Annotated in this window: 29 protein-coding genes and 1 pseudogene; 28 read left to right on the forward strand and 2 right to left on the reverse strand. The window is 41.9% G+C overall.

Annotation, left to right across the window (positions count from 1 at the left end; translation table 11 throughout):
• Nucleotides 1-39: 39 nt before the first annotated feature.
• Nucleotides 40-903, forward strand: a complete 864-nt coding sequence (locus tag ACFO6W_RS03115) for a peroxiredoxin family protein (protein WP_379993872.1) — start codon at nucleotides 40-42, stop codon at nucleotides 901-903.
• A 73-nt stretch (nucleotides 904-976) separates the two neighbouring features.
• Nucleotides 977-3,511: a zinc-dependent metalloprotease gene (locus tag ACFO6W_RS03120; RefSeq protein WP_379993873.1), complete on the forward strand. Its 2,535-nt coding sequence runs from the start codon at nucleotides 977-979 to the stop codon at nucleotides 3,509-3,511.
• 555 nt (nucleotides 3,512-4,066) lie between these two features.
• On the opposite strand, the pseudogene ACFO6W_RS03125 reads toward ACFO6W_RS03120, so the two are convergent.
• Nucleotides 4,067-4,290 (reverse strand): annotated as a pseudogene (locus ACFO6W_RS03125) (helix-turn-helix domain-containing protein).
• A 174-nt stretch (nucleotides 4,291-4,464) separates the two neighbouring features.
• On the reverse strand, nucleotides 4,465-5,370 hold the full coding sequence (locus tag ACFO6W_RS03130; protein WP_379993874.1) for a hypothetical protein: 906 nt from the start codon (nucleotides 5,368-5,370) through the stop codon (nucleotides 4,465-4,467).
• A 1,709-nt stretch (nucleotides 5,371-7,079) separates the two neighbouring features.
• Here ACFO6W_RS03130 and ACFO6W_RS03135 point away from each other — a divergent pair.
• The 26 genes from ACFO6W_RS03135 (at nucleotide 7,080) to ACFO6W_RS03260 (ending at nucleotide 19,138) form a co-directional block, all read left to right on the forward strand.
• On the forward strand, nucleotides 7,080-7,640 hold the full coding sequence (locus tag ACFO6W_RS03135; RefSeq protein WP_379993875.1) for a hypothetical protein: 561 nt from the start codon (nucleotides 7,080-7,082) through the stop codon (nucleotides 7,638-7,640).
• 211 nt (nucleotides 7,641-7,851) lie between these two features.
• Nucleotides 7,852-8,403 (forward strand): endonuclease domain-containing protein, encoded by a 552-nt coding sequence (locus ACFO6W_RS03140; RefSeq protein WP_379993876.1) that lies wholly within the window; start codon nucleotides 7,852-7,854, stop codon nucleotides 8,401-8,403.
• A 123-nt stretch (nucleotides 8,404-8,526) separates the two neighbouring features.
• A complete protein-coding gene (locus ACFO6W_RS03145) occupies nucleotides 8,527-8,805 on the forward strand; it encodes a hypothetical protein (protein WP_379993877.1) in 279 nt (92 codons plus the stop codon).
• A gap of 616 nt (nucleotides 8,806-9,421) precedes the next feature.
• Nucleotides 9,422-10,009: a hypothetical protein gene (locus ACFO6W_RS03150; protein WP_379993878.1), complete on the forward strand. Its 588-nt coding sequence runs from the start codon at nucleotides 9,422-9,424 to the stop codon at nucleotides 10,007-10,009.
• Nucleotides 10,010-10,061: 52 nt separating this feature from the next.
• Nucleotides 10,062-10,340 (forward strand): hypothetical protein, encoded by a 279-nt coding sequence (locus ACFO6W_RS03155; protein WP_379993879.1) that lies wholly within the window; start codon nucleotides 10,062-10,064, stop codon nucleotides 10,338-10,340.
• Nucleotides 10,337-10,975, forward strand: a complete 639-nt coding sequence (locus ACFO6W_RS03160) for a hypothetical protein (RefSeq protein ID WP_379993881.1) — start codon at nucleotides 10,337-10,339, stop codon at nucleotides 10,973-10,975. Before ACFO6W_RS03155 ends, ACFO6W_RS03160 begins: the two co-directional genes overlap by 4 nt.
• Nucleotides 10,956-11,570, forward strand: a complete 615-nt coding sequence (locus ACFO6W_RS03165; RefSeq protein ID WP_379993882.1) for a hypothetical protein — start codon at nucleotides 10,956-10,958, stop codon at nucleotides 11,568-11,570. Before ACFO6W_RS03160 ends, ACFO6W_RS03165 begins: the two co-directional genes overlap by 20 nt.
• A 14-nt stretch (nucleotides 11,571-11,584) precedes the next feature.
• The gene (locus ACFO6W_RS03170) at nucleotides 11,585-11,821 is read left to right on the forward strand and encodes a hypothetical protein (RefSeq protein ID WP_379993883.1); all 237 of its coding nucleotides are present in this window, start codon (nucleotides 11,585-11,587) and stop codon (nucleotides 11,819-11,821) included.
• 199 nt (nucleotides 11,822-12,020) lie between these two features.
• Nucleotides 12,021-12,488, forward strand: a complete 468-nt coding sequence (locus ACFO6W_RS03175; protein ID WP_379993884.1) for a hypothetical protein — start codon at nucleotides 12,021-12,023, stop codon at nucleotides 12,486-12,488.
• Between the two features lies 1 nt (nucleotide 12,489).
• A complete protein-coding gene (locus ACFO6W_RS03180; protein ID WP_379993885.1) occupies nucleotides 12,490-12,681 on the forward strand; it encodes a hypothetical protein in 192 nt (63 codons plus the stop codon).
• A 4-nt stretch (nucleotides 12,682-12,685) separates the two neighbouring features.
• The gene (locus ACFO6W_RS03185) at nucleotides 12,686-12,943 is read left to right on the forward strand and encodes a transcription-repair coupling factor (RefSeq protein ID WP_379993886.1); all 258 of its coding nucleotides are present in this window, start codon (nucleotides 12,686-12,688) and stop codon (nucleotides 12,941-12,943) included.
• A complete protein-coding gene (locus tag ACFO6W_RS03190) occupies nucleotides 12,933-13,211 on the forward strand; it encodes a hypothetical protein (RefSeq protein ID WP_379993887.1) in 279 nt (92 codons plus the stop codon). The genes ACFO6W_RS03185 and ACFO6W_RS03190 overlap by 11 nt, the downstream gene beginning before the upstream one ends.
• A 121-nt stretch (nucleotides 13,212-13,332) precedes the next feature.
• Nucleotides 13,333-13,677, forward strand: coding sequence for a hypothetical protein (locus ACFO6W_RS03195; protein ID WP_379993888.1), 345 nt, complete (start codon nucleotides 13,333-13,335; stop codon nucleotides 13,675-13,677).
• Nucleotides 13,678-13,697: 20 nt separating this feature from the next.
• On the forward strand, nucleotides 13,698-15,215 hold the full coding sequence (locus ACFO6W_RS03200) for an LPD5 domain-containing protein (RefSeq protein WP_379993889.1): 1,518 nt from the start codon (nucleotides 13,698-13,700) through the stop codon (nucleotides 15,213-15,215).
• Nucleotides 15,215-15,460: a hypothetical protein gene (locus ACFO6W_RS03205; RefSeq protein WP_379993891.1), complete on the forward strand. Its 246-nt coding sequence runs from the start codon at nucleotides 15,215-15,217 to the stop codon at nucleotides 15,458-15,460. The genes ACFO6W_RS03200 and ACFO6W_RS03205 overlap by 1 nt, the downstream gene beginning before the upstream one ends.
• A 5-nt stretch (nucleotides 15,461-15,465) precedes the next feature.
• Nucleotides 15,466-15,687, forward strand: a complete 222-nt coding sequence (locus tag ACFO6W_RS03210) for a hypothetical protein (protein WP_379993892.1) — start codon at nucleotides 15,466-15,468, stop codon at nucleotides 15,685-15,687.
• Between the two features lie 2 nt (nucleotides 15,688-15,689).
• Nucleotides 15,690-15,962 (forward strand): hypothetical protein, encoded by a 273-nt coding sequence (locus ACFO6W_RS03215; RefSeq protein ID WP_379993893.1) that lies wholly within the window; start codon nucleotides 15,690-15,692, stop codon nucleotides 15,960-15,962.
• A 12-nt stretch (nucleotides 15,963-15,974) separates the two neighbouring features.
• Nucleotides 15,975-16,181 carry a hypothetical protein gene (locus ACFO6W_RS03220; protein WP_379993894.1) on the forward strand — a complete coding sequence of 69 codons (207 nt, stop codon included), beginning with the start codon at nucleotides 15,975-15,977 and terminating at the stop codon, nucleotides 16,179-16,181.
• 9 nt (nucleotides 16,182-16,190) lie between these two features.
• Complete coding sequence (locus ACFO6W_RS03225) at nucleotides 16,191-16,391, forward strand: hypothetical protein (protein WP_379993895.1); 201 nt, start codon at nucleotides 16,191-16,193, stop codon at nucleotides 16,389-16,391.
• A 24-nt stretch (nucleotides 16,392-16,415) separates the two neighbouring features.
• Nucleotides 16,416-16,697 carry a hypothetical protein gene (locus ACFO6W_RS03230; protein ID WP_379993896.1) on the forward strand — a complete coding sequence of 94 codons (282 nt, stop codon included), beginning with the start codon at nucleotides 16,416-16,418 and terminating at the stop codon, nucleotides 16,695-16,697.
• 7 nt (nucleotides 16,698-16,704) lie between these two features.
• Nucleotides 16,705-17,331, forward strand: coding sequence for a hypothetical protein (locus ACFO6W_RS03235; RefSeq protein ID WP_379993897.1), 627 nt, complete (start codon nucleotides 16,705-16,707; stop codon nucleotides 17,329-17,331).
• Entirely contained in the window at nucleotides 17,318-17,548 is a 231-nt protein-coding gene (locus ACFO6W_RS03240) for a hypothetical protein (protein ID WP_379993898.1), read from the forward strand. Before ACFO6W_RS03235 ends, ACFO6W_RS03240 begins: the two co-directional genes overlap by 14 nt.
• Before the next feature lie 2 nt (nucleotides 17,549-17,550).
• A complete protein-coding gene (locus tag ACFO6W_RS03245; RefSeq protein WP_379993899.1) occupies nucleotides 17,551-17,760 on the forward strand; it encodes a hypothetical protein in 210 nt (69 codons plus the stop codon).
• 306 nt (nucleotides 17,761-18,066) lie between these two features.
• Nucleotides 18,067-18,246, forward strand: a complete 180-nt coding sequence (locus ACFO6W_RS03250) for a hypothetical protein (protein WP_379993900.1) — start codon at nucleotides 18,067-18,069, stop codon at nucleotides 18,244-18,246.
• A complete protein-coding gene (locus ACFO6W_RS03255; protein WP_379993901.1) occupies nucleotides 18,243-18,443 on the forward strand; it encodes a hypothetical protein in 201 nt (66 codons plus the stop codon). The genes ACFO6W_RS03250 and ACFO6W_RS03255 overlap by 4 nt, the downstream gene beginning before the upstream one ends.
• 17 nt (nucleotides 18,444-18,460) lie before the next feature.
• Nucleotides 18,461-19,138, forward strand: coding sequence for a hypothetical protein (locus ACFO6W_RS03260; RefSeq protein WP_379993903.1), 678 nt, complete (start codon nucleotides 18,461-18,463; stop codon nucleotides 19,136-19,138).
• The last annotated feature ends 1 nt before the right edge of the window (nucleotide 19,139 follow it).

The following is a 19,139-nucleotide window of genomic DNA, read 5'->3' on the forward strand; positions in this document are numbered from 1 at the left end:
CCGGCATTAATATATTTAATAATGAAAATAATAGGTAAAATGAATAAACTTATACTGATTCTTGCATTAGTGTTCCTCTGGGTAACACGCATTTCGGCTTCAGAACCTGATTCGACAGTTTTGGCAAAACAGCAGTCCGAGTTGGCTGCCGCTTTGCAGGAAAGCGACAAAAAGTTGTCGGACTGCCAACAGGCTTATTACGATGCCCAAAAGAATAAGGTAAAATATGATACTGTCGGTTTGGCCCAATGGCGGTACGAAATGAAACGACTGAAGGATGAACGGAAAACGAAAGAGATAGCATTCATCAAATCGCATCCGGATTATTACGTCAGCATCAAAGCCCTCAATGATGTTATCGGGCATTTACCCGATGACATACGGGTTTGTGATCAATTATTCAACGGACTGGATAAATCCGTGAGGGAAAGCCCGGAGGGGTTTAAGACCCGGGAAGTGATAGATCGCTTCCTGCGGGTTGCCGTTGGCGCGCAAGCTCCTGAATTCACGGCGAATGATACCATTGGTAAACCTGTCAGTCTCAATGATTTCAGAGGGAAATACCTGTTGCTTGATTTTTGGGCAAGCTGGTGTGTCCCTTGCCGGGAGGAAAATCCTGTTATAGTAAAAGCGTATCATCAATTCAAAGACAAAAATTTCGAAATTCTTTCCGTGTCGCTCGATCAATCCGGCAAATACGATGCGTGGTTGAAGGCTATTCACGATGACAGGCTGGCATGGACACACGTTTCGGATTTGAAATACTGGGATAGCAAAGTAGCCCAAATGTATAGCATTCGCTCTATTCCGCAAAACTTCCTGTTAGACCCGCAAGGTAAAATCATCGCTATTAACATGCGTGGAACGGCGTTAATTAAAAAACTGGAAGAATTACTGAAATGAGCGGTTATTAATCCCGAATTTATAATTTCAGATTAACTATTTTATTGATAATTAAACTTATACACTTTAAATAATGATAAAATTGAAAATTCTGTTTATACTATTAATAAACGGACTATTCCTTTCTGCACAACAGCAAACGGTATTACCGGCAGATACGGTAAAAAAAGAAACCGTGGAAAAACCGGTAGAAACAAAGCCTAACAACCAACCGAAACCCTATAAAGAGGTCATTACGGACAAAGCGATAACGAAGCATGGCCTACTGGATGTACACCGGATAGATGACCGGTTCTTCATGGAAATACCGGACACATTGTTAGGCCGCGACATACTGGTAGTGAATCGCATAGCGAAAGCGGCTGCAGGAATTCGTCCGCAAATACATGTTTATGCAGGCGACCAGATAGGAGAAAACGTCATTCGCTTTGAACGCGGACCATCTAACAAAGTATTTATCCGTAGAATGATTTTTACCGAGAACTCGGCGGACAGCACAGCAAACGGAATGTACCGTTCGTTGGTCCGATCGAATATACAACCGATATCCGCATCTTTTGCCATTAAGGCTTTCGGTGGTGACAGCCTGAAAATCAAAACCTCTGTTATCGACGTTACCGACTTCCTGCAAACTGAAAATGAAGTTTTCTACTTTAATTCGACAGTTAAAAAAAGCCTTTCGATCGGAGCTGTCCAAAATGATATGTCTTATATAGACGATATTTGCCCCTACCCGGCTAATGTGGAAATACGTACGGTACGGTCGTACTTGAAAGTATCGACCGACCCTAACGCCGGCGTATCAACACTGCCTATTACCTATGAGTTGAACAGTTCGCTGTTATTGCTGCCCGAAACACCCATGAGGCCGCGGTATGCCGATGCCCGTGTAGGATTCTTTTCCAGAGGTTTTTATGATTTTGACAGCAATCCCCAAGGGGTAAAAGAGAAAGCATTCATTACCCGCTGGCGTCTGGAACCTAAGGCCGAAGACCGCGCCAAATATTTGCGTGGCGAACTGGTGGAGCCGAAAAATCCAATCGTCTATTACATCGATCCCGCCACACCAAAAAAATGGGTGCCTTATTTGATCGCCGGAGTGAACGACTGGCAGGAAGCATTTGAACAAGCCGGGTTCAAGAATGCCATAAAAGCATTGCCTGCACCCGGGAATGACTCGACATGGAGCATTGCCGATGCCCGTCACAACGTGATTGTTTATAAACCTTCGGCTATAGCTAACGCAAGCGGGCCGCATGTGCATGATCCCCGCAGCGGAGAAATTATGGAAACTCATATCAACTGGTACCATAATATCATGCAATTATTACGTAACTGGTATATGATACAAGCCGGGGCTATCGATTCACGGGCTAATACCATGCAGTTTGACGACGAATTGATGGGCCAGCTGATTCGTTTCGTATCTTCACACGAAGTGGGGCACACATTGGGCCTGAGGCATAATTACGGTTCAAGTTCAACTGTACCTGTTGAAAAGTTACGTGATAAAAACTGGGTGGAAAAACACGGGCATACACCTTCTATTATGGACTATGCACGCTTCAACTACGTAGCGCAACCTGAAGACAAGATAGGTGAAAAAGGAATATTCCCCCGTATTGGCGACTATGATAAATGGGCGATAGAATGGGGATACAGGTGGTTTCCTCAATTTAAAACACCAGAAGATGAAGAACCCTACCTAAACCAGTGGATTATTAAGCAGTTGAGGAGTGACAAGCGATATTTCTTCGGCGGTGAATACGAAAGTACCGATCCGCGTTCGCAAAGCGAAGACCTGGGAGACGACCCTATCCTTGCAAGTTCCTATGGATTGAAAAACCTGCAACGTATATTGCCCCGGCTCAAAGATTGGACACGCGAAGAAAACGAAGGTTATGAAAACTGGCAGGCAATGTACATCGAATTGCTTAAGCAATACAGGCTTTACATGGCGCATGTGCTTAAATTGATCGGTGGTAAATATGCCACATACAAAAGTATAGAACAGGATGGATCTATCTATGAACCGGTAGAATATGAGAAACAAAAAGCCGCAATGAAGTTCCTCGCTGAAAATCTTTTCGAAACGCCCCGTTGGTTGCTTAACGATACGATCGGTTCGTACATGGCTTTAAATCCGGCAGTATACATCGGCTCTGCCCAATATGCCGCATTAATGCGTTTACAGGGATCGGATATTCTGTTAGGGTTCACAAAAAACCAGGCCAAAGGAGATAAAGGGTATGGAATCTCTGAGTTTCTGAATGACCTTAAACAAGCAATATGGACAGAAATCTATACACATAAACCTATCGATATTTACCGGCGCGACCTGCAAAAGCTATACATCGACAATACATTCAAATCTTTTAAGTCTGTGAATGAAATTGTCGGGGCAAATAACGGAAATGGATTGATACTATACATAAATCCCGACCCTACCCGTTCAGATGTTTCCAGCATTATCCGTGCTCACCTGCTTTCTCTTTGCGACGATATAAATAAAGAAATTATACGAACGGACGATGAATTGACAAAATATCATTTACAGGACATCGTAAGCCGTATTAAGAAAGGATTAGATGTAGAAGAAAAGAAATAATAGCTGATAGAATAACCTGTAAATAATATAACTTAGCGGCCCTTGCTTGCGATAAGTAAGGGCTGTCTTTTAATCACAGATCCTCGAAATATTTACAATAAAAGTCGGTATGCCCTGCTTGCGGAAACTGCCTTCTGGCGCCCTATAGACCTATCCGGTAGCATGGCTTTTCTATTGCTAAGCATTATGCATTAGTGTCTTTTTTGCATCTAACGGAAGTCTCTCTTTTCAGGTATAAAATTTCTCATCCAAGCTTAATCCCGACCGGTAGAAGAGCTAGACCACATATATCGCTCCATATGTTTGTGTGTTTCGCATACGTTGCCATCCATACCATCCGTATTGATGTTAATACCGTTGCGGTCTACATATCCTGGAAAGCACCAGCAAAAAAAAGCTAAAACAGACGCTGACATCGGGATCTAGTGGCAGATTACTCAACTGACAATATATCGTCGCATCTTAAGAAGATATTCAAGGAAAATGAATCGGACTAAAATTCAGTTACCAAGGAATTTTCGGTAACTGGATTGTACACATAAATCCCTGCTTGTTTCATGGCTCTATCAAGTTAGCCCTGTCCATTGGTACAACACCAAGCTGCTTCCCGAACAATTTCAATACCTGGTTCACTTTATCCATTTTCAGGGTTTCTTTCCCTGTTCCAGTTCACGCAGGAAGCGAAGCCCTACACCTGCTTTCTGGGCGAACTCTTCCCGAGAGAATCCAAGCGCTTTGTGCTTAGTCTTCACATATTCGTTTAATGGTAGATTATTCATATCCGATACCTTTTTGGGTACAGGTATAAGGAACTTATTCAATAAATACCCGAAAGGGTGCTGGAATATAGAAAAATTACATAATGATACCCAAAAGGGTGTTGTATGGAAATAATATTTGCAAGAATTACGAAATGAATGCCGGCAGTATTTGGTAAATACCGGATCTGTTTTTTAGCTTTTCTTTTTTCTGGAGAGTTGTTTTAACCGGAGCTCCATGATAGCGTCGGCTATTTCCAGGGCTTCTTCCCTGTTCAAAAAATAGTTCAGTCCATAGGACCGTTGCTTGTCTTTAGGATATTTATGTACTCTGGACTGTACCTTCAGGGAATCATCCAGGAAATAATAGACCGAGCCTTTCTCCTGCTTGTATTCCAAAGGCTCGATACGGCTCGAATAACCGCTCCATTGCTTGCCGGCTTCCTTCAGTTCTTCCCGCAAAAGTTTTTTTTCCTGGTTGCTGATCGCTTCAACCTGATAGGCTCCGGGAAGATTGTCCAGTATATCATACAGGGAGTAGCGGACTTCTTTACCTGTTTCCTTTACGCAATACATGACAATTTTCCCTTCAGGGTTATATTCACGGAAAACGCCGAATGCAATTTTATCCCCGAGTACGCTTACCCGGATATACTTATTGTTCTCCGGGATCATCCGGGGAGCCGCCTGTTTCTTTTTCCTGTTCCAGGACAGGCCTGCCCCGTTCAACGCCTTTTGAAGCCTGACCTTATCGTCGAAGGAGGCTTGTTTGAAATCCTGGTAATTAAAAGTAAAACCACCTGTCCCCAGCGTATTGTCTCCGGCCAGGGTAACGCCCGCGGTAATCCCTTTAAAGGTGACGTCCTTTACGATAATGAGGGTCCCGTCCCCGAAAACAATTATATCATTGATTTCAGGGCAGTCTTTCTCCATCCATTCCCTGAATTCTTCAAAGCTGATTTTTTCCTTATCCTTATCAATCCTGGGAACATTAGCCTTAATCTTGTGGTCCGCGCAATATTGGGTTATGGCAGACCGGTCCGCCTCGCTTACGGGGGAATACTTACTAATGTATAATAGTATCCGGTCTCGTGTTTTCATTGATACATGACATTGTTTACTGTTAAAATGATAATGACAAATATACAGTATTTAGGATAAAAATTAAAGAATGTTTTACGTTAATAACTCCAATATAAAAAAACACCAAAAAAGTAAGTAAAATATTAGCTCCTGGATTTATATAACCGGATCACCCGGTAAAAATACGGTTCCGGTATATATAGCCGCCAGATTATAGCCGGATGGATTAAATTACCTGTAAATAAACCGTTTATGATGAATTTTAGTATACCCAGGCATATACAGGGAAAGCAGTTCTGTTTTAAAGTATAAATACCCCATGTACAAGCCCTGTAAAGGGGGGGCTTTGTTCCGGAATTACCCATATCTCCGTGATTGATTTTTACTCATAAAAATGCTCTAAAACATCATTTTCAAAAACGGGACTTGAAGATTTGGCCCGGAGCACAGATATCGAATCCGCACCCGGAGGGATACCCACCCCTTTCTTTTTCAAAATTTTATAATGTTGATTATCAATAATATAAGACTTTAACTTTCCTTAAAAGTTAAACTAAAAAGCCGTTTTTTGTTCATTTTTGTAAAACTTACTGACATTTTGAAAGCATCTTATCATTTCAAGCAGGTTGTTATGAATTACACCTATTTGTAACTACCTGAATTAGAATGTTTTAACATTTTAAATACAAGCTATCATTTTGATATACACACATAACCGGTCTTTTTCTGTTTTTTATGAAAATAAAACTTTTTTACTTTTTAGAAAATGGATTTATAATCAATTGTTTTTCAGCTATATACCTTCGCGTGTACACGTGATTATTCCTTTTAAAAAATCTATCCTTCAAAAAATATTTTTCAAAAAAATTATTGAAAATATTTTGCAGTTTAAAAACTTGTTTCTATTATACCACCATAAGCAACCGACACAAAACAGGTCGGAAAACAAACAAAAAGAAACAGTAATTAAAAACTAAAACATTAAGAACTTCAAAAATCAAAAACCTCAATTAAGAGAGAAACAAAAAAGCCTTTTTGTGCGAAAGCAAGCCTTTTGAGCTTTGGAAAATCAAAAATTCGCCTGTTCGCTTCGGAGCGATTAAAGACGGTGTTAAATAACCACACCCCGCAGGACTACAAACCAATGTAGCAAATTGGAACGGTGAAAGTACGTGTACTTTGTAACCGGGTGCGAAAAACGTTAATATTTGGGAGTTTAAGCACTGAATTGGTAGTGTCGGAATAATGCCATAATTGCGCCCAGTGCGCACGGAGATAAAAGACACGATGCGATAAAAACACATCGCACGAGGGACGGAGATAAACGTATATGCCATTGCTATGCTCAATACTCTCCCCGGCTAACCGCCTGAATGCCACCGCCAAAAGTTAACTGCCCTATTGGAAAAGATAGGGGACGTGCTGAAGGTATGCCTTAATTGTCCCTAAACAGTTCGCATACTAACAACCCAGTGAAAGTCAAATTAAGTAGGCTGGGTTTGCATGAAATACATCAAAGTAATGCAAATATAGCACGTTTTAGTTACAAGGCAAAAACTATGAAAAAATTGCACGTTGTCCGGCGAAAAGGTAGCGTGCAATTTTTGTTTAGGGCTTACGGCATCACGGTAGCCGTCTTTCCCTCTTAGCCGAGCGAAATGCGGGGTTCGAATCCCCGGTGCCCGCAATATGCGATTTTGCATAGAATCCAAATAATTTATATCATTATGGCAACTACAAAATTAAATGCAGAGCAATATTCTGCGATGGATACGAAAACAGCAGGTATCTTATTAGTGTATGCAGGAAAAGAGGGTAAAGATACCGCCCAGCACTTTTTCGGTGACGACTTTGTACCCAAAAACAAGTCTGAGAACGAACTGTTCCGTGTATGGAAAAACGTTGTGAAAACCATGTGGGAAACAAAGCGTGAAGAGCTGAAATTACGTGAGGATAACGACGGTATCCGCTCGAAATTCCGTGCCAGTACTCCAACCCGTATCATTATCCGCAATGCCAAAGGCGAGCTTGTAAAAAGCTATGAGCTGGACGAATCGGTGTGGGCAAAAATCGGGCTTGTACCGACTAAAAAGGACATTGACAAACTTGTTTCTTCCCGTGATTATAACAAGGCAATCCACGCAGCTACAAAAGCCAGTTTCGATGCGCTGGGATTCCGTGTAGACCTAAATGTAAAACCTGTGAATACAGTAGAAGAAGCCCTTGACAATGCTGCAAAAGAAGTGGAAGCGGAACTCCAGCCTGCGCCTGTCGAAGCTGCTGCCTGAACAGGCTCTCTTTTTGCAATCAAATGCAGGTAGCCTTATGTCATTAATGGCTATCTGCATTTTTCTTTTTCTATAGATTATGTATGAAACGTGCATGCCTGAAAATATTTCCGGCGGGATTTAAGACGCCTGTTCTATCTAAAAAGGAAAAAACAAACTTCTTTCCTGTCATCTGTCTATTGTTTAGAAATATCTTCTTATAGCAGATCTTATGAAAAAGGTAAAATTCTCTGGTAGTGAAAGAATGTGGATTATAAAACATTCTGGAGGCCAAAAAGATGTGTTGGAATTTTTAAATAATGGCAAGAAGAAGTTATACAAAAAGAAAAAGCCCGCAAAATATTTAAAAGAGTTCAAATTCAAAGAAGATAATTTTGACTTGTCTGATTATGAAGGATGTGATTATGCTGATATTCTACGGAAAAGGCTTATATCGAAGTCGACTAAAGCCGAAAAAGAATTATATGATTTGCTCGGTTTGTTAAATATCAAATATGAAAAGCAATACCCTATAAAAACATCCGGTAAGTTATACTTTGCCGATGTTTATATTCCTGAAGCAAAGGCTGTCATAGAACTGGACGGGCTTTATCACAAATCAGAAAAAGTGGCTAATGCCGATAGAATCAGAAACGCACACATAAGAAAGGCAGGGTTTAGGATAATAAGGTTTGACAACGAGGATGTTTTTGACAGAATAATGATACTCGACAGAATAAACAAGTTGCTCAATTTAGGATTAAAAGTTTACCAATACATGTAACCTGTACTATCCGCTGCCTCAGTCACTTCCGGATTTTATATTAAAAATGCAGGAAAAAGACCTGTATCTCTGCACGGATTTCATTAATTTTGTCGCAATAATATAAAGCGTGAAAGTATAAAAATGAATAAGAGTGCGGATTCCCTGAAAACGGAAGAGTTGGTAAAAACGGTCTTCGAACTGCTAAAAGACTATTGCTGGCTGGCGGATTTTGAAATGAAGCGGGATGTTTCCATATGGGGATACAGCAATCCCATGGCAACGTCATTTCCCACGGCAACGGATGCAATCGCTTTCCTGAAGCAATTCGACGAGCTGGAGGAACTGGATATTCATCATAGCCGCTTTACGCACTTTGCCAATGCCACCATGTTCGAGGTTAATCTGAAAGTAAAGAAATAGTTATATTCATCGTACAATATACAATCAGGGCACGGAAGCTATATTCTGCGCCCTTTTTGCATCTATCAGGATGTTAACTCAATGTTACGAGGGGATTTCCCCTGCAAGAACTTCAATTTTACCAATATGTAACAAATGAAAGCGCATACCCGAAACGTGGGACGTAGGGAGATATGCCAATGAAACGGTGCTGTATATGGCCTGTAAGCACCTTAAATATTCAGGCTGTCCCCATGATATAATCCGAAGTGCAGGCAAACCACTCCTGCACTTTCTGTTTTCCAGGCGATAATATCGAAACTTCGCAGGGATTATACCCCTGATTGCCTACACCACAATTTAATTTCCCGATTACTGCAAGTACCGCGAGGTACATCATTCCCCCCGGAAACATTAACGGCGGAATCCTGTGCAGGAGGCCTGCTTAAATGGCACTTCACTGTGCCGGCAGGATTTTGCCGTTACACTGTGTTTATGGGAAAGTATTATACAGGAAATAATTGTAAATAAAATAAACTAATGCGACCTGACAGGCTCTATTCTTCGTCAGGTTGTGGAAGTATAATATCCAAACCATTAAACGTGAAGGCAACACGGTAAAAATGCGCACCTTGTTATGGAGAGATCTTGTATTACCAGTTATATCATCATTGGCAACATGTCAGATATCAGGTACCTGCACAATAGCTTGCTGAAATTAAGCCAAAGGAAGAAAACATCGCTGAAACATCTGGCGGAGATGTTTTACCCGGAGATAAAAAATTACGATATAGCCGGATATTTCTATGATCTGCAAAAGAACAACAGCAGGGAGATAAGATTCTCGGTAAAGACCGGTGCTATGCCTCATCCCGAAATATGGTTTCACATCTGCCGCAAATACCTTACTGCAAAAATCTACTATTTTGCCCAGGAACCCAATAGCGGCAATTACCGGACTAACGACTGCGCAGGCCATTACTTTCCGCAACGGTATATAGTGGAAGATGCCGGGGGAAATGTAAATGCGGTAGTAGCGCAGCAGCATCTCTACGAACAGGTAGCGGGGATAATACCTGTATCCGAGCCATATACGACACTCGAAGCCTTTGCTAAAGCTATAAAAGCGAAGCTCGCGGGCAACAGGATATTCGATATACTGGTAGTTGACAACCGTGGCAAATGCATCAGCCATGACAAGAACCTGATATGCCAATGGCTCTAATATATAACCATAAAAACGTGAGGGCAACACGACAAAACCGTGCAAAACAAATATGAAACTGGAACTTATCTATGCCGATGGCAAGCCTATCGGTTACAACCTTGTAGCGGAAGACAATACCGACAGTAAAATGCTGGAGACCGTGCAAAACCTGCACTTTCTGGAAAGCAACAAGCAGGAAAAAATACAGTATGCCGGGGTAACGCTCGGAAATAATGCAAAAACTTCCCGCGTCATGTTTATGCAGCGGAAATACGCTATCCTGCCGGACAACGATATAATCAAGCAGGAAATATATAAAGCGATCTTAAAGAAAGGAGTACCCGTATGAAAGAATTACCCGAAGGACTCGACATCAATCAACTCTGGGCGACAGGCAACTCATCCCAGATTAACATGCTGCTTATTAGGTTACTGGAGCAGTTCAGGAATAAGCAGTTCGCCGTATCCGACCTCGTTCATAACATGATAGCTGATCCTACATCCACCTTAAAGCTGTCATACCTCTCGACAGGCGGATTTCCCGAAGAAAAGTTCCAATGGATTACCAGCTCCATGCTCGATACCGCAGGGCTGAACATCCGTGTTATGAACGATGAGATTGCCTGCGGCTATAAGAAAGAATACCTCTTCAGGGATGGCAAATGGTGCTTTGAAAATCCGCCGGGTATTAATGCGCAAATCCATCAATTGACACAACAGGGATTAGATAAAATACGTGAATATTTAAAAGAAAACGGCCGCCTGTATACTCTCAATGAGGATGATTTTTGGATTGCCCTCTATGTAGATAACCACGGCGATGGAACATCCAGCCTTATAAGCAGTATAAAACTGGAGCACGATGAAAAAGTATCCCTCAACCTGGAGGATGGGTACAGCCTTTATGAAGAAGACCTTACAACAAATCATGTGCTTGATATACTAACCATAATTGAAGAAGGACATGGAACATACTCAAAATAATACCCCACTGATCTCCAGCCAGTTCCGCCGCAAGTACCACGACGGCTCATATACCCGTGGATATGGATTTTGGGAAGACATGGCTGAAAAAGATTCCTGGGGATTCGTCTGCCAGCTCTTGCCGGACTATGAAAGGCGTGACGATGTGATGGCCTCCGATGACCTTGCATGTGTTGCCGATGGCGAAAAGACACTTGAATGGCTTTATAAAAACTACCCGCAATGGGACGGATTAAGCATTGAAGAGTTGAAGAAAGTCCGGGCGCAATGGGATTATGAACTCTTTCAGGAAGCCGAAGGGTATTTAACTGCCGCAATCCAATCCGGTGAAATAGAAATACGGGAATTTGAAGTAAGTATCATATCCGCCCGTATTCAGGGTGAAGGCGATAACGACCGCGTTTGGCTGCAATGCGCCGATATGACCCGCAGTAACTACCGGGAAGAGCGTCGTATACCATCCTGTGATTTGCAGAATGTAAGATGTCGCTGGATTGATGAAGGAACAGACGGTGAGAGGTTTCAGATTCTCTATGAAAATCAGAACACCGGCGACTTTTATTGGTGTAATGCCCAAAGTATTGATTTTGAATAATAACTCATACCATCATGAAAGCCAATAAACTCAAACCCCTCTTTATCTTCGGGGATATTCCCTGGCCATTGTTTATTTCATACCCCGAAGACTGCGAATGCAATACCATTGATCTCATTTTCCGTTTTCTTACGAATGAGATTGGACGGGAATCTTTACCCCCGGAACTACGGGACATGACACTCGATGAATTGCAGGCAGAGTACAACAGGCATTTTCCAGCAATGGCAGAATTAGAAATTTTATCATAATCCTGCTATATGCCAAAAATAGAATTAGTAAACCAGATTAAGGAAGGTAAGCATCCGCAATTTGTATATAACAATGATAAACAAATGGTTACTTGTCGATGTGGACAAGATGCAGTTTGGATGCGCAATGGATATTTATGTCCTACCATAACAGCCTATCCGTGCGAATATAGCAAACCGCCTAAAATCCAATAAACCGATGAAAATAGAACTTGTAAAAATAGACAATAAGACAGCCGGCTACAACCTTGTACCCGAAAACGAAGAAGAAATGAAAGCCCTTGGCTCCATACGTGAAATATACTTCTGGGGCAGTGAAGAAGAAGCCATGAAATACGATGGTATCCATACGGACACGAAAGAAAAGTATGTTACCGGGATGATGTTCCTGCAACAAAAGTATCAGCCCGATTTTTCTCACGAACAAGTAGTTATCAATGAAAGAAAAGTCATTCAGCCAATCGTTCCGGTTCCCACACTCCGTTGTATCCTTTGTCATTCCACCGAAGTCAGGATGAAGATGTGGGACGACCCAAACAACCCCGGCAGTGCCTCCAGTCCTTCCGACGATGACAGGAAAAACTGCTACTGTAACCGCTGCGAAACACATGTTCCTTTAGAGCTGATACCCAAAGAGCAGAAGTCTATGATTCCTAAACCAGAATAATATGCAAGAAACTGAAAAGAAACAAAAGAATAAACGCTACAAAGTCTTTTTCGATATGAAATGGTCTGACGATGTATATGTTACCGCACCCAATGCAAGGGTAGCCAGAGCCAAAGCATTCGCAAAATTCATAAAGAAGCTCACTCAAAAGTGGTTTACAATCTATGTCGAAACAGACGACAAAAACAAGTAGCAATATGATTAAACGACAAGACATCAACATCGGCGACCACGTCATAGAGAATGATCCCGACAAGTATACCCCAAACCCATTCAAAGGAGAGGTAACTGCCATCATCGAAACAGGCAAGGGCGATTATGATTACTGTGCCACTGTCAGGCTCGATAATGAATCACTTGCCAACCCTTATTATAAAATGATTTCAGAAAAGGGACACATCAATGCCTTTGGTTTCGATATCGACCACATAAAAAATAAAATCCATGTCAAATAAAAAAGAAATCCACCAGATAGCCGGTGACCTTGCCAACGCGGGCTTTAACACATCCCGTGAAAAGTTCCTGGAACAGATGCGGAACCTGCATCCTACCTCACAGCAATTATTCGCCGGATTAGTATTGGCATGGATAAAAGACTATGCTGAAAATTACCGCATTGATGACCGGAACAGGCGGAGTATCGAAGAGTGCCGGAAAGTAATAAACTCATTCAACGCACTGAACGGTAATGAAGAACTGAAAACAAAGTTCCCCTGCATCTGAACAGAAAACAATTTCTTTTATCCATACATGGCGCAGGCAATATAGCTTACGCCTTTTTTATTTTCTAAAATTCCGCGTCACTTATAATCCTTTCATATCATTTCCTCCTATTCGTTACTAAGTGATTGCAATAAATACAATTTTTATGATCGAAAAAGCACGTCAGATTATCAAAAAACGCCTGTTCGCCACGACAAAAGACTATAACGCCCTTATAGACGGATTAGACTTTCTGGAACAGGCCGCAAAGGAAAACCGCGACAAGCTTACACCCCTTCAGCGTAAGGCAGCCATTGACAAGCTCACAGCCAAGCTGGAAAAAGCACAGCGGCGGACTCTCGACCGGATGCGCCTGGGCCGTTCCCGCGGCGGCACTGCCGGCGCGCTCAACCGCGATGTCCATAACCTCGGCTTTGCCTCCGATGAGATAAAGAGGCAGATAGAAACACTTAAAAACAACCAGTAATCACTTAACAAATCAACAGTATGCAACAGACCGCAACAATCACAAAAAACATACAGGATTTCGGGCAGAAGATAGGCGGCGCCAAAAAAGACCTCGCCCGTAATGCGATGGAGCAAATAAGCCTCATCACGAACGACGCGCTGGCAAGACAGCCTTTGTCCAAATCATTTCCGCGTCCCGACTTCGCCCGCATGTCCCGCGACGGGCTTATCACCGGGGAAACGGCTATAAAACTGCAATACCTGTATAACAATATTCCGGCAAAGCCACGCTACAGTTACAGCGTCAGAAGATGGGTTGAAAGGGTAATACCTGTTATCCAGATAATTAAAATAGGACTGGAAAATGAACAGGTACTCGGCGACCAGCCATTTGTACTGAAAGAAGGCTTTACCAACTTCCGGAAAGAAATGAATGCCGCCAACTGGCCGCATGAAGATTACAGCCCGTATCCATTCCGCATCGTACATCCACATCAGTTCAGTTCGGACAGATGCTTTGTTGTGGCCAAAGGCAATTATATCAGGCATAAAGCCAATACCATTGAAGAATGCATTGCATGGATAAAAGATAATGCCGGAACATCAAAGAAAGCCACGGTATTCCAATGCTCGGTATGGCGCAATCCTCAGGCGGATACTTATTATATCACCCCTGTAAATAAGAGTGGCATTGTCCTTAAAACATTTGCAACCAGGGAAGAAGCATTTGCTTTCCGCCAGGAGCATATGGACGAGCTTGAAAGAATCTACAGGGAGCTGCGTACAATCCCCGAAGAACGCCGTGACTGGAACCGTCCCCGCACAGGAACGAATTACCGTAACGGGATAGATAAGACCCCGGAGCAATTCTCGGCTGTCTTTCCATTCCGGGGTGTTGAATTCGGAAACTGGGTGACACAACTGGAGAGAGCCGCCAGCCTTAACGAGGCATACGACGCGCTCTATGATTTAGCCGGAATATTAGAAATAAGCCCGCAAGCGATAACCCTTGACAACCAGTTGGCTTTGGCTTTCGGGGCAAGGGGAAGCGGCAAGGCATTAGCCCATTATGAAACTTTGAAAAGGGTTATCAACCTGACCAAAAAGAAAGGCGCGGGTTCTCTGGCTCACGAATGGTTCCATGCACTGGATAATTATTTGTGCATCAAAGAAGGCCAAAGCCTGCTTTATGCAACCGAAAATCCAACGACAGTCGCATCCCTTTCCGGCGTCCTTTCCCAGCTAAGGACAAAAATCAAGCAAACGGATTTCTATTCCCGCTCCAAAAAGATAGATCAATACAAGTCAAAACCTTACTGGGCAACAATGGTGGAACTTACCGCCCGGGCATTCGAAAAGTACGTTATCACAAAGCTTGCGGAGAAAGGGCATATCAATGATTATCTGGCTAACGTAAAGACTGTATCTGAATTCCTCCGTCCCGATGTGTATCCTTACCCAACGGATGAAGAGATAAGGGAGATTGCCCCTTACTACGATCAATTGTTCGGACAGATATTCGGGGTATTAAAAGAAGAAATCAAACAAACAGCATAATGATAGAAAAAGGTCACGCCCTATTACTATATAGCTGTAATGCTTGGCATGAACACTCCAGTAAAGAATTGCTTGGAGTGTTCACCGACAATGACAGTTTTATCGATTATATCAGCGACATGAAATCCTCCGGGCAACTCTCAGAAGAAACTACTGAAGACTTGTTGCGAGACCGCCAGACACAGGGCCTTGAAGAAAACTATATGATCGAAGAAGAAATGTTGAATCCTGCATTATCTGTATAATCATTATGGAAAAGAGAGAAAGTCTACTTAGAATAAAAGAAAATATCCTGAAAAACAGAGGGGAATGGGACTTGACGGATGATAATGGAGAACCTGTCGTATATGATGACAATATGGATATTCCTATTCCCGATTTGGCTATTAATAAGGATGATACTCCATGTGCACTGGTTCCGTTAGGTTATTTCGATGAAGATACATTATGTAAAATTTTAGCAACCATGTAACCATGCAAATAGCTTACGATTATATCGGCTGTATAGACATTCCGGACAAGCTCGCCGAATGGACAGACCATCCCGGAGACTGCTATAAAGACTTAGCCAGGCTCATGCAGATAGACGAAGTCAGGGATGAGCTTGGAAAAATCGATGCGGAGAACCTGAAGCTGGAACTGAAGGAATATGGTGCCTGGACAGACGAAGAGTTAAACAACCACAACGATAACCTGGTACGCATACTCTGGATTACCTGTTGCAATATAAACGAAAGAAACGCGTAAAAACATGTATCGATGAAAACATACGGAAAAACAAGTAAAGGTGTAATCAGTGGGTATTATGTTGTTCCCTCTGCAAAATGGAACCTGAAAGGAAAGAGTGGTGTTGCCAAAAACATGCTTCGCAATTCCCGTAAAAAGCGGTTACTGAGAATCACCATGAAGAGGATCAGGAGGCAGGAACTTAAGAAAGACTTACAATTGAAGTTACAAGATTTATAAATAACGGACATGATAAAGACAATAGAAGATGTAAAGCGAATGGAGCCCCACGAACAAAGAGACTGGAAGTTCGGGCTTTGCATCCGCAATGTAATCCGCGTAAGTGAAGACCTGTTTACCATAGATGATACTTCCCATGGATGGATAACAGCAGAAGTTACACTGGAGCAATTTGAGCAATTGTTCAAAGGTGAATTATCAATCACATAACTGGACTGGAAATAAAAGGGAAAGATGAAGAATACTAATCTGAATACTGAACAGCGAAACCCTATCATTTTGGCGAAAGACCACGTTATCGTCCTGTTCTCCCGCCAGCATTTGCCTGTAATGAAAGAGAAACGGTTGGAAGGCATCTTCACATTAGACGAAGAACTGAACTATTACCTCGATGACAAAGTACAGTTTGGCAGGATGACCGAACAAGACCGCCAAGAATTACTGAACCTCAAAGCCACTATGGCTAACGGAACCTACTACTCCATAGAAATTATAATGTTGAATCCCATATCCTGATAGAATCATGATTAAAGACTACATACAGCTCGGCCCATATGCCTTTATCGAAATCCCAAGTAAAGAAAAAGCCGACAAATACATCACAGAGTTAGGTATTTGTAGCCACAAATGGAATGAGGATAACATCGAATATGGCTTCTCCCGCTATGGCATACAAAATCAGTTTATTATCAATTTCTATGTTGCTGTTGGATTAGGGTACCATATCTACAATATTTTCATTGATGCCATCGAAGCCGGTTGCTATGGCGTAACAAGGACTGACGGTGCATTCTGGGAGGAAAATATTCTTGGCAACAACTATCCCGATGAAGATAAGATCAAACCCGGAACAGAATATATCGTGGTTAAGATACTGCTTACTTTCCCTCTGAAGCATATTACTGAAATTATACAGTATCATGATAAAGAACGTACAAAACTATGTAAACATGGAGTTGTAACTACGTTCGGAGCATTAGGGCCTATTAATACTTACATGGGCAAAGAAATAGGAAGGGCAATGACAGATGAACAGATTAGCGACTTTATGACTAAAAAGTATAATTTCCATCTCTTGGAGTATTGTAACTGCACCAAATATTTAGAACATCTCACACCTCAAAACGAAAAAACAGATGAAAACCCGTAGATTCTGCCCCCATTGCGGACGTCCCGTTGTCAAATCGTGTGTCAAAGGTTATGCTTTCCAGTGCTACGGCTGCGATGAAGATTTCTACCCCTTCGAAGTCTATCGCAAAAAGCATCTCGATAAAGTAAAGGATATCCGCAAAAACACCCTCGCTTGGGAACTCGAAGCAAGAGTACACTGTCACAGTGTCCACAAACCATACCCCAAATTCCGGTAATTATGAAACAACTTACAAAAAATCAATTAAGAGTCGTCGAAGCCTTACGCGACAGATGCGACAATCTGGCTAAAGGCTTACTCAAGGACAAAGAACATGCCCACATCCACGACGAAGCTCAAAATCATGATGGCAATCCCGACGAAGACGTTGTAGGACTACTCTACGCTGCAAGTGCAAACCTCGATCAGATTATCGAAAGACAGGTTTAAAAATAAACAAATAAAATATAAGCATTGATTATGAAGACGTATAAAATGACAGTTCGGTAACTTAAGACAAAGTATGAATATACGATTTACGGTGACAACGATGAAGTTATTGATACGCGTAAAAGTAATCGTATTTATTGGGCTGCCACTGTTGCACGAATCGAACGCGATGGAAAAGTCTCTTACCGTGTAAATTATCATGGCAGGAAATCCGATGCCGGAAGTACCGGCGATGCAAGAAGATACCAGAATGCAGGCTATGATGTGGGTGTTGCTTATATCTAAGACGCACAAAAACCAAATAAGATGAACAACAAGGTAACATACTTTAATCACATTTGCTATAAAGTGGATGATAAATACCATTTTGGAGATATAATAACATTCTCCTGTAAAAATGGGATATTCCATTTCTGCCTGAAAACAAAGACTGCTAATCAATTATTCATCTCTCTGAAAGGAGAAAATATAATATACATAGTATGAAAAATATTGCTCCTATAGAGACTTTAGCTGAGTTCACTAATCTATTAGGTGAAGAGCTTGACAGATATGGTTTGGATGGTAATTATATTGGCTCGGTTGAATGTACGGAGGATAATCTGATTAACCTTTACAACAGCCAGTTTAACGACAAAACCACATACGGTACTGTATACAGATATATCATTTATAAAGAATAAAAAATACACCCCCGAACATGGACAAATATAAAAAAGAAATACATGTCAGATATTATTGCGATGCTAGATTCTGCGGCGAAATATGGCAGGCAAAACCTGAGAATGACAAAACCCGCTGGCTCCATCGAGATACTGAGTTGGGAGATTGGAGTTACCTCAGTTCAGGCCCCGAAGGGGATTGTGAACCTGAGCACTCTGTTCCAAGAAATATCGATATTGTTATCTGTAATTCCGATTGGATAGAATATTACCGCGATGGGAACGACAGGGAATTGTATCCCGATGGCTTCCCTACATTCGAACAGGCTTGCCAAAAGTACTGGAATGCTATCAAAGACCAGCACCTACCTACAGTGGGTACACCGGAACTTGCAGCATGGCTTGAAGAAGTAAAGCCGGATAACCTTTCCAACTTCGATAATCTCAATTGGAACTACCATCACTACAAGAATATTGATCCCGATCACTTTATGACCGATGGGTGCAAAGTTAGCCGTGAAGACAAGGGGGATTTCAAAACTACTTTTCTCCTCGACTTCGAATATATGGGAAAGCAATACCACATTGTGCGCTATGCCCAGCATCATAGCATGTGCAGCGCACGATGGTATATGTATTCTGTAGTTTCACTCATCGATGGCAAGATTAACGGGAATATATACTGGTTCGGTTATGGACTGATAAGTAATAAATAAC

The sequence above is a fragment of the Dysgonomonas termitidis genome, from assembly GCF_042654545.1.
In the GTDB taxonomy this organism is placed as follows: domain Bacteria; phylum Bacteroidota; class Bacteroidia; order Bacteroidales; family Dysgonomonadaceae; genus Dysgonomonas; species Dysgonomonas termitidis.